This window comes from Streptosporangium sp. NPDC001559 (assembly GCF_042893955.1).
Classification (GTDB): domain Bacteria; phylum Actinomycetota; class Actinomycetes; order Streptosporangiales; family Streptosporangiaceae; genus Streptosporangium.
Window position 1 is genome coordinate 203,016 of the sequence record NZ_JBIAVG010000003.1, and the last position, 13,080, is coordinate 216,095.

Below are 13,080 nucleotides of genomic sequence, written 5' to 3' on the forward strand. Positions count from 1 at the left end.
GGCCTCCGCCCGTTCAACGGCGACACCGGATTCGAGGCCCGGGGACCGGCTCGGCCGCGGTGCCTGAGCCCGGCCCTTGCAGAGGGCCGGAGGTAGGATCGAGACGGTGAACGGCAACGCGTACGTGACCAACGAGCTGGCGGTGTTTCTGCGCACCCGCCGTGAACGGCTGGCACCTGACGACCTCGCGCTTCCGCGAAGCGGACGTTCGCGCCGCACTCCCGGCCTCAGGCGGGAGGAGGTCGCCGAGCTGGCCGGGGTGAGCGTCGACTACGTGATCCGCCTTGAGCAGGGGCGGGGGTTGCGCCCCTCACCGGAGGTGCTGGACGGCCTGGCCGGGGCGCTACGGCTGAGCGACGACGAGCGGGCCTACCTGTTCGACCTGGTCGGACAGCGGGCGGTGACCCGGGTTCCGCCGTCGAGGCAGGTTCCCCCGCCGGTCGCCCGGCTGGTCCACGACCTGTCACCGCTGCCGTGCATGCTGCTCGACCACCGGTTCGACATCCTCGCCTGGAACCGTGAGATGGCCGCGCTGATGATGGACTTCGGCGCCGTGCCCGCCCGGCAGCGCAACTCGCTCTGGCTCTGCTTCGTCCACCCTGGGCTGCACGACTTCTACCGCGACCGCGAGCGGGTGATGCGCGAGGGCATCGCCGACCTGCGCGCGGCGTGGGCCGCCCACACCGACGACGCCGCGCTCGGTGACCTGGTCACCGAGTTGCAGGAGCAGAGCGAGGAGTTCGTCCGTCTGTGGGCGCTCCGCGACGTGAAGGTGAACGGCCGGGGCCGTAAGCCGCTCATGCATCCCAGGGTGGGGCCGCTCACCGTCGACTTCGAGGTGCTGAACCCGTTGCAGGACCCCGGTCACCGGCTCGTCATCTACCGGGCCTCCGACGCGGCCTCGCAGGCAGCCCTGGACGCCATCGCCCGTGAGGCCGAGGACGGCCCGCGCACGCTCCACCGGGCCGCCGGGTAGGGCCTCGAAGACCGCGGCTCAGCGGGGCCTCGAAGGCCGCGGCTCAGCGGGTGGGAGGCGTGACGAACTCGGGCTGGTCGAGCAGGCGCAGCCAGCTCCCGTCGGGCTGGCGCCGTACGACCTGGGCCCGGGCGCCCGAACCGTCCTTCGGCGGGGTGGAGGTGAGGGCGATGTCGTCGCTCACCAGGGTCGGCAGCGGTTCCTCCGCCTCGAAGCGCGGTCGGTTGGCCAGGACCTTCTCCCACAGCACGCGGATCGCCTCCCGGCCGACGGTCTGGCCGCCGGGCGGGTAGGCGAGGACCGCGTTCTCCTCGTAGAGGGCGGCGACCCCGGCCGCGTCGCCGGCGTTGGACCGCTCGACGAACAACCGGGTGATGTCCTCGGGGCGCATGGCCTTCTCGTACTCCGTCATGGGGTCCTCCTGGTCGTCGGTTCGGACGTTCTCCAGTCTTGTCACCCTCTTTTCAGAAGTCCAACAGATTGTTCTTCTCATAACTAGAATCTGTGGTTATGGAGCTGAGGCAGCTGGAGTACTTCGTCGCGGTCGCCGAGGAGCGCAACTTCACCCGGGCGGCCGAGCGGGTCCGCATCAGTCAGTCCGGGGTCAGCGCCCAGGTCCGGCAGCTCGAACGGGAGGTCGGGGCGGAGCTGTTCGACCGCTCGGCGCGTGTCGTGACCCTCACGGTCGCGGGCAAGGCCGCCCTCGGGCACGCCCGTGCGGCGCTCGCCGAGGCCGCCGCGTTCGGCCGGGCGGTGGGGGAGGTGACCGGCCTGGTCAGGGGGAGCCTCACGGTCGGGATGGTCGTCGGCTGCACCGTCACACCGCTCTTCGACGCCCTGGCCGCCTTCCACCGGGCCCATCCCGGGGTGGAGATCTCACTGTTCGAGGCGGGTTCCGACCGGCTCGTCGAGGAGGTGCGCGCGGGCACCGCGGACCTGGCCCTCGTCGGCAGCGCGGGCACGACCCCCGAGGGGCTGGAGGCGTTGACGGTCATCAGGGAGGGGCTCGTCGCGGCCGTGCCGTACGGTCACCCGCTGGCGGAGCGGCCGAGTGTCACCCTGCGGGACCTGATCACCCACCCGATCGTGTGCATGCCGCCGGGCACGGGGCTGCGCACGGTGTTCGACCGGGCCTGCGCCGTCCGTGGCCTCACCCCGGTGGTCGCGTTGCAGGCCAGTGCCGCCGACGCCGTGGCCGACCTCGCCGCCCGCGGCCTGGCGGTCGCCGTCCTCAGCGCCTCGATGGCCGCCTGGCACCGTGACCGGCTCGCGGTCCTCACGATCGAGGACGCCGAGGTGCCCGCGCTGCTCGCGCTGGTCTGGCGGGACACGCACAACCCCGCGGTGCGTGAGCTGCTCGCGTACGGCAGGCGGGCGTTCGCCGGCTCGGGCCCCTCGGAGGACGGGGGCTGACCGCCGCCGTCAAGGTCTCACGTGTGCGGGCACCGGGGCGGGCTCCACGCCTTGGAGTTCGCGATGGCGCCCAGGTCGAGCTGGGCCCAGAGCGCGCGCTCGGCTCTCGTGGCCCTGACCTGCGGGATCAGCCGTTCCGGGTGGCCGGGCGGCGGGCCGGGGGGCGACGGGCAGCGGTCGCAGGGCTCGGCGGGCAGGGCGTAGGCCTCGCGCGGAATGTGCCAGTGCATCGAGGCGAGCGAAGGGCCGATGTGCTCCGCCACGTTGAAGGCCAGGCGCAGCAGTCTCCGGCTCAGCTTCCATGACGGCGCGGGTCTGTTCGGTCGCACGGCGATCGTCGCTCCTTGTCCGGCCCTGGTGTCGCATTGACGGAGATCATGCCCACGACGGCGGCACCTCCCACATCTTTCGCTCCGGCTGTCTTCGGAAGTGCCCGCGAACGTCGCGGGAGACGGCGCGTGCCATCGTGTTCCATGAACAGGGGTCGTTTGGAACGAGCCCGTCAACGTCCCACAGAGGAGTCGACATATGTCCACAGACGCACCGACGCCGAAGAGCCGGAACGAGGCCGTCATCGAGGAGTTCCGCGCGAACAAGGGGAAGGTCGGAGGCTTCTTCGAGGGGACCGACCTCCTTCTGCTCACCACGGTGGGGGCCAGGAGCGGCAGGCCGCACACGACCCCGGCGGTCTACGTCAGGGACGGTGACACGGTCGCCGTGGCGGCCTCCTACGCCGGGGCGCCGAAGCATCCGGCCTGGTACCACAACCTGGTGGCCAACCCGGAGGTGACCGTGGAGATCGGCGCGGAGAGGTATCAGGCGACCGCGGTTCCCGCCGAGGGCGCCGAGCGCGACCGGCTTTTCGCCCTGATGGTGGCGGGGACCCCGCGTTTCAACGACTACGCGGAGAAGACGACACGGGTCATCCCCATGGTCGTCCTGCGCGCTCTCTGAGCTTCGACCCGGACCGGGCCGCCTTTTGTGAAAGGCGGCCCTCCGTCTCATGCGCGGGGGGAGTCGTCCAGGAACAGGGCCGCCAGCCGGGGCAGGCGGCGGCGCATCTCGGCGGGGTCGTCGAAGTCGAAGTCCTCGCCCATGTCCGGCTCGTCGAGTCGCTGTGGGTGCCGCTCCCTCTGGGCAGCGAAAAGGCCGTCGTCGCCGGTGACGCGCCTGTAGGCGTTGGCGGGCGCGTAGGTGAAGTCCTCGTAGAAGAGGTCCTCGCCGTCGCCTGCCAGGACGAGCGGGAGGTCCGCGAGGCGGTCCGGGCCGGTGAGGGCGATCCGGTGACACTCGCGGCCTTGGGCGATGACGCCGGCCCGGAAGTCCATGAAGGAGTCGTCGCCGCAACCGCCGCCGATCAGGTAGGCGGCGGCCCAGACGTCCCAGCGGTTGAGCGCCGTCCTGTGCTCGTCGTAGCGCTGACGGTAGTCGACGATCGCCTCGGCCGGCATGTCCGCCAGGACCGTCTCCAGGGCCTCGTGGAGAGGGCCGCCCAGAGCACGGGCTCGTTCGATGGTCGCCCAGAAGTCGTCTTGGTCCATGGCTGGATGGTGCCAGAGGGGGGCAGACGAAAAAGAGTCCATGGCGTCAACTTCGGGTTGACGACCATAGAGCGTCAACCTATGGTTGACGTATGACGGATTCAGTTCGCATGACGAACCAGGTTCGCCTCGACGATCTGATCGAGGCCATCAAGAAGTCCCATTCCGACGCGCTCGCGCAACTCTCCGGGGCGGTCATCGTCGCCGACCACCTGGGTGAGCTGGCGGATCACCTGATCGGTCACTTCGTCGACCAGGCGAGGCGTTCCGGCGCCTCCTGGACGGACATCGGCAAGAGCATGGGGGTGACGAAGCAGGCGGTGCAGAAGCGTTTCGTGGCCAAGGGCGACGCCTCCGGCGACCCCGGTCAGATGTTCGGCCGGTTCACCGACCGGGCGCGGAACGTCGTGATGGCCGCGCACAACGAGGCCCACGCCGCGAGCAACGACGAGGTTCTCCCCGAGCATCTGGTGCTGGGCCTGCTGGCCGAGCCCCAGGGGCTGGCGGTCAAGGCGATCGGCAAGCAGGGGGTCACACCGGAGGCCCTCAGGCAGGCGGCGGTCGCCCTGCTGCCCGAGGCGGCGGCCGAGGTGCCCGACCTCATCCCGTACGACGCGCGCTCGCGCAAGGTGCTGGAACTCACCCACCGGGAGGCCCTGCGCCTGGGTCACAACTACATCGGAACCGAGCACATCCTGCTCGCCCTGCTCGAATTCGAGGACGGACAGGGCGTGCTGTCAGGCCTGGGGATCGACAAGGCCGCCGCCGAGGCCGGCATCGGGGAGGACCTCGCAGCCTTCCTCGCCGCCCGGAAGGGCCAGGGCTGACCTCTCCTCCGGAACGCCGCGGCCGTGCGACGGCCGCGGCGTTCCCCCTGGTGGGAACGCTGCCAAACCCCACCAATCACTCTGTTATCTAATCGTTGCATGATCCGGTACGCATAACGCGGTTTTCGGTTGTCTCACATATGGAGCGCGCCAGTAGCTCAAACGGGCGCGGAAGCATGCATATGAGGAGCAGACCGTGAAGACCATCAGGCGGACGGCCCAGGCCTCGCTCGCCCTCGTGGCGCTCGCCGCCGTTGCGGCCTGCGCCGGGGAGGGCGGCTCGGTCGTACAGGCGGCGCCCGTGTCCGTGTCCAGCGCCGCCTCGGCCACGGACAAGGCGGCGGTTCCGCCCCCGGCGGCGGGTAAGGCCGCCAAGGCCGCACGGCGCGGCAAGCCCATACTCGGCATCGCCGACATCACGCCCATGGGGGAGAAGGTCGAGCGGATCGGTGTCGGCGCGCCGATCATCGTCACCTTCGACAGGTCGGTCGCCAAGCGGGCCGCGGCGGAGGCCGTACTCCAGGTCCAGGCGGACAAGCCGGTCCAGGGCGCCTGGCGCTGGGTCTCCGACCGCAAGGTCATATACCGCACCAAGACCTACTGGAAGCCGCACCAGAAGGTCCTCTTCACCGCCCGGCTGAGCCAGATCCCCGGCAACGAGGCGGCCAAGGACGTCAGCCGCCGCTTCGCGATCGGTACGGCCAACATCTCGACGGTGAGCACCACCAGGCACGTGATGAAGGTCTACCGGGACGGCAAGCTCGCCAAGACCATCCCGATCAGCGCGGGCCGGGGCGGTCTGGTCAAGAACGGGGTCGACGTCTACCTCACCACCAGCGGCGTCCACCTCACGATGGGCAAGAAGGCGGTCGAGACCATGACCTCCTCCTGGCTCGGCGTCACCGACCCCAAGGACCCGCGCTACTACAAGGAGGAGATCCCCTGGGCGGTGCGGATCTCCGACAGCGGTGAGTACGTCCACCAGAGCGCGGGCTACTACCAGTACCTCGGCCGCTCCAACCAGAGCCACGGCTGCGTGCGCGCCACGCCCGAGGGTGCCAAGTGGTTCTATGGCATCGCCCAGCGCGGTGACGTCGTGAAGATCGCCGGCACCAAGCGCAAGCTCGACTGGCGCAATGGCTGGGGCTTCTGGCAGCTCAGCTGGACCGAGTGGAAGAAGGGCAGCGCCCTGCCCGCTACCGGGGTCCCCACGCCGACCCCCACGCCCAGCGCCCCCGCGACGCCCCCGGACACGGGTGAGGAGCAGGCGGGCCAGGAGAGCGGCGTCTGACACGCCTCCCTTCCCGTACGGCGGGCCCGGTTCTCCGTGACACGGAGAGCCGGGCCCGTCCGGTCAGGGGAGGTTGACGTACTGGCGGGGGCGCAGGGCGTGGTTGCGCAGGGCGGCCAGGGCGGCGGAACGGCCCGCGGGCGTCAGCCTGCCCCCGATCCTGAGCCCGAAGGCGTCCAGACGCCGCCCGAGTTCGGCCAGCGACGCCTCGACCTCGGCCGCCTGCCACTTCTCACAGTCGATCACCGCCGTGACGTGCTCGCGCTCGGCGGGGGAGCCGTCGACCAGCAGCATCAGTGCGACCTCCCGCGCCGAGGCGCCGAAGTCGTTCTCCCCCGGCACCGGCGTCAGCAACGCGGCCGCCGCGGACTCCCAGAGCAGGACGGGGTCGGCCAGCAGGCGCTGCCCGATCGAGGTGGTCACCAGGCGCCTGCCGACCCGGTGCAGCGCGCCCAGCTGGGTCTGCGCCATCTCCCTGGCCGCGGCCAGTTCCCCGGCGCTCCAGGTGCTCTCCGCGAGCACGGCGCGGGCCAGGTTGTGGCGCTGGGTCAGGGAGACGCCGCCGGGCCTGTCGCCCACCCTCAGCAGCCACCGCAGCGCTTCGAGGTGGTCCTTCTCCGGAGCGGGGATCGGGGCGTGCAGGCACACCTCGAAGGGCTGGGCGAGTTCGCGCCACGCGGTACCCCTGCCCAGCACCCAGCGGTTGAGCCGTTCACCCTGGACCCGGTGCAGCCAGTTGTCCCCGCCGAGTTCGGCGCGGGGCGTGGTGAGCCAGCGGCGGGTCAGCGCGATCCGCTCCCGCGAGTCGGGACTCAGCTGCCCCGAGACGATGGCCAGTTCGAGGGCGGCCGAGCAGGCGCCGTGCGCGCCCAGCTCCTCGGGGCCCATGATCGAGCTCCACCGCAGCTCGGGGACGTCGGGCGGGAGCACTCCGGTGGCGTCGAGCGCGCTCTGGTAGGCGGCCATCCCGGCCTCCTCACCGGCGTGGGCGTAGACGCGCAGAATCCTGGTGGTGGTGGGGGAGACGCAGATCGCGGCGTAACGTTCGAGGCCGCCGAGACGCAGCAGACGGCTCAGGGCATGGGCGATCGCGGCCCGGTCACCGCGGGCCTTGGTCGGCAGCGTGTACCAGAGGAACTCGCACACGTTGAGCTCGGTGATCGTCTCCAACGGCTCGCCGCCGGTCAGCCAGTCGACCGCGTTGCGGGCGCGCTCGGCGCAGTCGGGTTCGGACCGCTCAAGCTCGGACAGAAGCGCGGCCACGTCCGGTGCAGGCATGCTTCGAAGTCTGCCGTATGCGGGCCTGCCCTGACGATGAACGTGACGTAATGGATCGCGCACGTCGCCTACCCTAGGAAATCGGTGCTAAGCGGATCGTGAGCCGGAGCTCAGATCCACCCCTTCTTGAAGAGCATGCGGGAACTCCAATCCGCGTAGGGAATGATCTCGGCGGTCAGCACCGGGTAGAGCCACCAGAAGTTGATGATCGAGATCACCGCGAACGCGCCGACCACCACGGAGCCGAGCAGCCGCCGCGACGGTATGGCGTCCGCGGGGCCGATGATCAGCCCGGCCGCCAGGGTGATGGCCAGGATCATGAACGGCACCATGGGAATGGCGTAGAACATGAACATGGTGCGGTGGTCGGCCAGCGCCCAGTAGAACCAGGGCAGCCAGCCCGCGGCGTAACCGAGCAGGACGGCCCCGGCCCGCCAGTCCCTGGTGGCCACGTACCAGGCGATCATGGCGACCAGGGCGGCCAGCCCGCCGTACCAGATGACCGGGGTGCCGACGCCGAGGACGGCCTGTGAGCAGGTCTCGGCTCCGCAGGCGCTCTTGGGGCCCTCGTAGAAGAAGGCCACGGGGCGAAGCAGCAGCGGCCAGCTCCACGGCTCCGACTGGTAGTTGTGCGGGGTCGACAGGCCGGTGTGGAAGCTCAGCACCTGGAAGTGGTAGTTGAGCCACGACCGGATGGAGTCGAAGACGAAGAACGCCGGTCCCTGCGAGGTGGCCTGCGCCCAGTTGCGGCCCCAGCCGGTGGCGCTGATGAACCACCCGGTCCAGGAGACCAGGTAGGTGAGGGCCGGCAGCAGGCCGACCGCTCCGAGCAGTGTCGGCAGGTCCTTGCCCAGCGCCCCGCTGTACGGCCTGCGCAGCCCCACGGCACGGCGGGCTCCGGCGTCCCACAGCAGTGTCATCACCGCGAAGGCGATCAGGTAGAACACTCCCGACCACTTCACCGCGCAGGCGGCGCCCAGGAGCACTCCGGCGGCCATTCGCCAGGGCCGCAGTCCCAGCCAGGGCCCCTGGTCGCTGATCGGGGAGTTCTCGTACCAGTCGACCAGTCTGCGCCTGGCGTGGTCGCGGTCGGTGACCAGGCAGGCGAAACCGGCCAGCACGAAGAACATCAGGAAGATGTCCAGCAGCGCCGTACGCGACAGCACCAGGTGCAGGCCCTCGACCGCGAGCAGCAGACCGGCCAGGCATCCCAGAAGGGTGGAGCGGGTCATCCTGCGCGCCACCCGCGCCAGGATCAGGATCGACAGGCTGCCCAGCACCGCTCCCGCGAAGCGCCACCCGAACGGCGTCATCCCGAACAGCTGCTCGCCGATCGAGATCAGCCACTTGCCCAGCGGCGGGTGGACCACGTAGGAGGCGCACTTGTCGATCTCGGCGGGCGCGCACTTCTGCCAGATCTCGGTGCCGCCGGACATCAGGACCTTGTCGGCGTCCTTGACCATGGTGCGTTCGGCGAGGAAATTGACCAGGGACCACGCGTCCTTGGCGTAGTACGTCTCGTCGAACATCACCGCGTTCGGGCGACCCAGGTTGACGAAGCGGAGGAACGCCCCGAACACCGTCACCAGCAGCGGGCCGATCCAGCCCCACATGGCGCCGCCGGGCATCGGCGGCACCAGCCGGTCACGCACGGAGACGGCCGAGTCGGTGCTCGGTTCTGACTCCGGCTGTTCGAACGCCTGGTTGGGGAAGTCGGTCACGGCCACCCGGCCATCGTACGGGCCTCCTCCCCTCACGAACCTAAGAAACACCGCCTACATGTCCAATTACGGAACTTCTCCCCTTGTTGGGACCCCGTGTCGGATGCGGGAGGATGGAGCCGTGAACGACAACGGCAGGCTGGTGCTCGCTGGAGCCCCGATCGGACAGACGGGCGACGCCTCGCCGAGGCTGCGCGAGGCGCTGGAGACCGCCGACGTGGTCGCCGCCGAGGACACCCGCCGCCTGCGCCGTCTGGCGGCCGACCTGGGCGCGGAGATCGGCGGCAGGGTCGTCTCCTACTACGACGCCAACGAGGCGGGCCGGGCGGCCGAGCTGCTGGGCGAGCTGCGGGACGGCAGGACCGTCCTGATCATCACCGACGCCGGGATGCCCGGTGTCTCCGACCCGGGCTACCGCCTGACCCGCCTGGCCGTCGAGGCCGGGATCACGGTCACCTCGCTGCCGGGGCCCTCCGCGGTCACCACCGCGCTGGCCGTCTCCGGCCTGCCCAGCGACCGCTTCTGCTTCGAGGGTTTCCCGCCGCGCAAGCCGGGCGAGCGCGACCGCAGGCTGCGGTCGCTGGCCGCCGAGGAACGCACGATGGTGTTCTTCGAGGCGCCCCACCGGCTCGCGGCCGCGCTCGGCGCGATGGCCGAGGCGTTCGGGGCGGAGCGCAGGGCCGCCGTCTGCCGCGAGCTGACCAAGACCTACGAGGAGGTACGGCGCGGCGGTCTGGGCGAGCTGGCCGCGTGGGCGGCCGACGGGGTCAAGGGCGAGATCACCGTGGTGGTCGCCGGGCACGACCCGCAGGAGGTCGAGCCGGACATCGAGGACCTGGTCGCCGAGGTCGCCAGGCGCGCGGAGACCGGGGTGCCGAGGAAACAGGCGATCGTGGACGTCGCGAAGTCGGCGGGGATTCCCAAACGAGATCTTTACGATGCTGTCCACAGAGGGTGATTTTTCTCCATACTTCCCTAAATGGGATTAACCAGAGATCGACTTCTGCCCCCCATGCCGGGAAACGTCCTGCTGGGCTGGCTGGGACCGTTGTTCGTCGCCGCACTCGGGGCGTTCCTGCGGTTCGACCGTCTCGGGCTGCCGAAGGCGGTGGTGTTCGACGAGACCTTCTACGCCAAGGACGCCTACTCGCTGAGCCTCTTCGGCGTTGAGCGGGCCACACTCGGTGACGCGTCGAACCCGATCTCCGACCGGATGCTCATCGCGGGGAACACCGACATCTGGATCGGCTGCTCCCCGCCGGAGGCCGCCCCCTGCCCGCAGTACGTCGCACACCCGCCGCTGGGCAAGTGGCTGATCTCGATCGGCGAGCAGCTGTTCGGGATGACGCCGTTCGGGTGGCGCTTCGCGGGAGCGGTGCTGGGCAGCCTGTCGATCCTGATCCTGGCGCGGGTGGCGCGCAGGATGACCCGCTCCACCCTTCTGGGATGCCTGGCCGGTCTGCTGCTCGCGGTCGAGGGCCTGCACCTGGTGCTGTCGCGTACGGCGCTGCTGGACATCTTCCTGATGTTCTTCGTGCTGGCCGGTTTCGCCTGCCTGGTCACCGACCGCGACCACGCCAGGCGCAGACTGGTCGACTGGTACGAGAACTCCCCGATCAGCGACCAGGGCCCCTGGCTGGGACTGCGGCCCTGGCGAATGGCCGCCGGAGTGCTCCTGGGCGCCGCCTGCGCGGTGAAGTGGTCGGGCATCTTCTACCTGGTCGCGTTCATCGTCATGTCGCTGCTGTGGGACGCCGGAGCCCGCAGGGCGGTCGGTCTGGGCAGGCCGTACAGCGGGGCGCTGGGCAAGGACCTGCCGACGTTGCTCGGGGCTATGGGCCTGCTGCCGGCCCTCACCTACCTGGTCTCGTGGACCGGGTGGTTCATCAGCGCCACCGGCTGGGGCCGCAACTGGGCGCAGGCCACCTCGCAGGGACCGGTCTTCTTCGTCTTCGACTCCATCCGGTCGTGGCTGAGTTACCACTTCCAGGTGCTGGGCTATCACACCGGCCTGTCGGCCTCCCACCCCTACCAGTCGGAGCCGTGGAGCTGGCCGCTGCTGCTTCGCCCCGTGGCCTTCTTCTACGAGGGCACGGACAACGTCTGCGGGGTCAAGACCTGCGCCTCGGCCATCCTCGGGGTGGGCACCCCCATCATCTGGTACGGCGGGCTGGCCGCCCTGGTCGCCATGATCGTCTGGTACGTCTCGTCCCGGGACTGGCGGGCCGCGGCCGCCCTGCTCGGCTACGTCGCGGGCTGGCTGCCCTGGTTCTACTGGGCGCTGGCCGACCACCGCACCATGTTCAACTTCTACACGATCCCCATGGTGCCGTTCATGATCCTGGCCATCACCCTGGCGGCCGGGCTGATCATCGGCCCCGCGGACGCCACACCGAACCGCAGGGCCGTGGGAGCGGGCGTGGTCGGCCTCTTCACCCTCCTCGCGATCATCAACTTCTGGTGGCTCTACCCGGTGCTGACCGCCGACGTCGTTCCGCACGAGGAGTGGTGGCGGCGGATGCTCTTGCGGAGCTGGGTCTGAACCCGTGCCGCAGCGCGATCGCCGCCGCCAGGCACGCCAGCGGTACGGCGGGCAGCACGTAGCGGTAGTCGAACTCGGCCGTCGCGGCGGGCGCCAGGATGAGCCCGAAGGCGCCCAGCCACGGCAGCAGGACCGGACCGCCCAGGGTGCGCCAGCGCGCCACCACCCCGGCGAGGCCGATCAGCAGCAGCACGCCGACCACGATGCCGGGCAGCCTGACCGTCTGCTGGTAGCCCTGCATGAACCTCGCCCACGGGTCGTGGACCGCGGTGCCGATCACACTGGGCTTGCCGCGGATCTGGGCGGTCGCCAGGCTCGGGTCGTAGATCTGGGCGTCACGGTCGCTGGTGCCCCTGTACGACGGCCAGGTGGGCAGCACCTTGCCCTCCGGCAGGAACTCGTACTGCCGGTAGGTGTTGGCGTCGGGGAACTGCGGCCGGTCCCAGCGGAAGGCGCGGAAGAAGTCTCCGGCCATGACGCCGAGATAGTCGAGCGGCTGGGCCAGGATCGCCCGCCTGGCGAACGCCCCCGCGGCCCGGTTGATGTCGGGGGTGAAGGTGGTGTTGGGCCCGAAGGCGTGGAACCGCTGCCCGGGCTGTGCCCACCACAGGTACTTCTGCCCGGAGAAGTGACGCTCGCTCGGCGGGGCGCTGATGCACAGCAGCGCCAGTTCGAGCTCCTTACGGGGATCGACCCTCATCGTCCTGCAGTCGGCGAACAGCGCGGTCCGCATATAGAGGATCGCGCCGTCGCTGCTGGTCATCGCGAAGTTGCCGTACGTCGCGGCGAACCAGGCCATGTAACCGGCCACCGGCACGCCGCAGGCCGTGATCATGGCCACGATCGGCTTCCAGCCGGTCCGCTTGACGAGCATGTAGACCGCGACCAGGGCCAGGATCGGCAGGCCGATCGACCTGGTCAGCGCGGTCAGCGCGAGCAGCAGGCCCACCACGGCCCCGACCTGCCAGGACATCTTCCGATGCCAGAGCACCAACGTCACGACGCCCACGACCAGCAGCATGAACATGGCGTCCGACATGATCAGGTGTTCGAGCTGGATCTGGTAGGCGTCGAACAGCACCGGCAGCGTGGCCAGCGTCGCCCCCCACCCGGGCAGCCCGAACCTCCTGCGCAGCAGGACGTAGATCAACAGCGCCACACCCAGGCCCATCAGGTGCTGGGTGAGGACCACCAGGGAGAAGCTGTGGAAGGGCCGCAGAAGGAGCAGCCAGAAGGAATAACCGTTCGGTCGCAGGGCACTGGGTCTGCCAGGATTGACCGCCCCCGAGACGTACTCGAAGGAGTCGTTGAACCACAGCGCCGGACCGTATCCCAGCATCGTGACCACACGCAGCGCGAACGCCAGCGCCACGGCCACGGCGAACAGCCGGTGGCGGCCGAGAAGAGCCAGCGCGCGCGAGAGCACACCCGTCGCGGGTGAGTCGAGGCGCGGTGCTTCGGTGACGGTCACCATGCATTACAGGATGCCAG

13 protein-coding genes are annotated in these 13,080 nt (G+C 70.1%); 7 read left to right on the plus strand and 6 right to left on the minus strand.

Features of this window, described 5'->3' with window-relative positions; all coding sequences use genetic code 11:
• Positions 1 to 106 precede the first annotated feature (106 nt).
• Positions 107 to 976 carry a helix-turn-helix transcriptional regulator gene (locus ACFYY8_RS08020; protein WP_390038370.1) on the plus strand — a complete coding sequence of 290 codons (870 nt, stop codon included), beginning with the start codon at positions 107 to 109 and terminating at the stop codon, positions 974 to 976.
• 43 nt (positions 977 to 1,019) lie between these two features.
• On the opposite strand, the gene ACFYY8_RS08025 is transcribed toward ACFYY8_RS08020, so the two are convergent.
• A complete protein-coding gene (locus ACFYY8_RS08025; protein WP_390038372.1) occupies positions 1,020 to 1,388 on the minus strand; it encodes a YybH family protein in 369 nt (122 codons plus the stop codon).
• A 98-nt stretch (positions 1,389 to 1,486) separates the two neighbouring features.
• Between ACFYY8_RS08025 and ACFYY8_RS08030 the strand changes: the two genes are divergently transcribed.
• Positions 1,487 to 2,389, plus strand: a complete 903-nt coding sequence (locus tag ACFYY8_RS08030) for a LysR family transcriptional regulator (RefSeq protein ID WP_390038374.1) — start codon at positions 1,487 to 1,489, stop codon at positions 2,387 to 2,389.
• Between the two features lie 17 nt (positions 2,390 to 2,406).
• On the opposite strand, the gene ACFYY8_RS08035 is transcribed toward ACFYY8_RS08030, so the two are convergent.
• On the minus strand, positions 2,407 to 2,718 hold the full coding sequence (locus tag ACFYY8_RS08035) for a DUF6059 family protein (protein ID WP_390038376.1): 312 nt from the start codon (positions 2,716 to 2,718) through the stop codon (positions 2,407 to 2,409).
• A 199-nt stretch (positions 2,719 to 2,917) separates the two neighbouring features.
• Between ACFYY8_RS08035 and ACFYY8_RS08040 the strand changes: the two genes are divergently transcribed.
• Positions 2,918 to 3,343 (plus strand): nitroreductase family deazaflavin-dependent oxidoreductase, encoded by a 426-nt coding sequence (locus tag ACFYY8_RS08040; RefSeq protein ID WP_390038378.1) that lies wholly within the window; start codon positions 2,918 to 2,920, stop codon positions 3,341 to 3,343.
• A gap of 47 nt (positions 3,344 to 3,390) precedes the next feature.
• Here the strand turns inward: ACFYY8_RS08040 and ACFYY8_RS08045 are convergent, their stop codons facing one another.
• Entirely contained in the window at positions 3,391 to 3,930 is a 540-nt protein-coding gene (locus ACFYY8_RS08045; RefSeq protein ID WP_390038380.1) for a DUF4240 domain-containing protein, read from the minus strand.
• Between the two features lie 92 nt (positions 3,931 to 4,022).
• Here ACFYY8_RS08045 and ACFYY8_RS08050 point away from each other — a divergent pair, with 92 nt between their 5' ends.
• Positions 4,023 to 4,757, plus strand: a complete 735-nt coding sequence (locus ACFYY8_RS08050; protein ID WP_390038382.1) for a Clp protease N-terminal domain-containing protein — start codon at positions 4,023 to 4,025, stop codon at positions 4,755 to 4,757.
• A gap of 196 nt (positions 4,758 to 4,953) precedes the next feature.
• Positions 4,954 to 6,048: a L,D-transpeptidase gene (locus ACFYY8_RS08055; protein WP_390038384.1), complete on the plus strand. Its 1,095-nt coding sequence runs from the start codon at positions 4,954 to 4,956 to the stop codon at positions 6,046 to 6,048.
• 63 nt (positions 6,049 to 6,111) lie between these two features.
• Here the strand turns inward: ACFYY8_RS08055 and ACFYY8_RS08060 are convergent, their stop codons facing one another.
• Together ACFYY8_RS08060 and ACFYY8_RS08065 are read right to left on the minus strand one after the other, a co-directional pair.
• Positions 6,112 to 7,326, minus strand: a complete 1,215-nt coding sequence (locus tag ACFYY8_RS08060) for a hypothetical protein (RefSeq protein WP_390038386.1) — start codon at positions 7,324 to 7,326, stop codon at positions 6,112 to 6,114.
• A 110-nt stretch (positions 7,327 to 7,436) separates the two neighbouring features.
• Positions 7,437 to 8,954, minus strand: coding sequence for a dolichyl-phosphate-mannose--protein mannosyltransferase (locus ACFYY8_RS08065; protein ID WP_390039055.1), 1,518 nt, complete (start codon positions 8,952 to 8,954; stop codon positions 7,437 to 7,439).
• A gap of 196 nt (positions 8,955 to 9,150) precedes the next feature.
• Between ACFYY8_RS08065 and rsmI the strand changes: the two genes are divergently transcribed.
• Both rsmI and ACFYY8_RS08075 read left to right on the plus strand, forming a co-directional pair.
• Entirely contained in the window at positions 9,151 to 10,005 is an 855-nt protein-coding gene (gene rsmI, locus ACFYY8_RS08070) for a 16S rRNA (cytidine(1402)-2'-O)-methyltransferase (protein WP_390038388.1), read from the plus strand.
• A gap of 54 nt (positions 10,006 to 10,059) precedes the next feature.
• Entirely contained in the window at positions 10,060 to 11,589 is a 1,530-nt protein-coding gene (locus ACFYY8_RS08075; protein ID WP_390038390.1) for a dolichyl-phosphate-mannose--protein mannosyltransferase, read from the plus strand.
• On the opposite strand, the gene ACFYY8_RS08080 is transcribed toward ACFYY8_RS08075, so the two are convergent.
• Positions 11,498 to 13,063 (minus strand): hypothetical protein, encoded by a 1,566-nt coding sequence (locus ACFYY8_RS08080; protein ID WP_390038392.1) that lies wholly within the window; start codon positions 13,061 to 13,063, stop codon positions 11,498 to 11,500. The two genes, ACFYY8_RS08075 and ACFYY8_RS08080, sit on opposite strands and share 92 nt — an antisense overlap.
• Positions 13,064 to 13,080 lie beyond the last annotated feature (17 nt).

What these genes read in the sequence shown, in the direction of transcription:
- ACFYY8_RS08025 (WP_390038372.1), bottom strand. Translation starts at nt 1,388, where the DNA reads ATGACGGAGTACGAGAAGGCCATGCGCCCCGAGGACATCACCCGGTTG.
- ACFYY8_RS08030 (WP_390038374.1), top strand. Translation starts at nt 1,487, where the DNA reads ATGGAGCTGAGGCAGCTGGAGTACTTCGTCGCGGTCGCCGAGGAGCGC.
- ACFYY8_RS08040 (WP_390038378.1), top strand. Translation starts at nt 2,918, where the DNA reads ATGTCCACAGACGCACCGACGCCGAAGAGCCGGAACGAGGCCGTCATC.
- ACFYY8_RS08045 (WP_390038380.1), bottom strand. Translation starts at nt 3,930, where the DNA reads ATGGACCAAGACGACTTCTGGGCGACCATCGAACGAGCCCGTGCTCTG.
- ACFYY8_RS08050 (WP_390038382.1), top strand. Translation starts at nt 4,023, where the DNA reads ATGACGGATTCAGTTCGCATGACGAACCAGGTTCGCCTCGACGATCTG.
- ACFYY8_RS08060 (WP_390038386.1), bottom strand. Translation starts at nt 7,326, where the DNA reads ATGCCTGCACCGGACGTGGCCGCGCTTCTGTCCGAGCTTGAGCGGTCC.
- ACFYY8_RS08065 (WP_390039055.1), bottom strand. Translation starts at nt 8,954, where the DNA reads ATGCCCGGCGGCGCCATGTGGGGCTGGATCGGCCCGCTGCTGGTGACG.
- rsmI (WP_390038388.1), top strand. Translation starts at nt 9,151, where the DNA reads ATGCGGGAGGATGGAGCCGTGAACGACAACGGCAGGCTGGTGCTCGCT.
- ACFYY8_RS08075 (WP_390038390.1), top strand. Translation starts at nt 10,060, where the DNA reads ATGCCGGGAAACGTCCTGCTGGGCTGGCTGGGACCGTTGTTCGTCGCC.
- ACFYY8_RS08080 (WP_390038392.1), bottom strand. Translation starts at nt 13,063, where the DNA reads ATGGTGACCGTCACCGAAGCACCGCGCCTCGACTCACCCGCGACGGGT.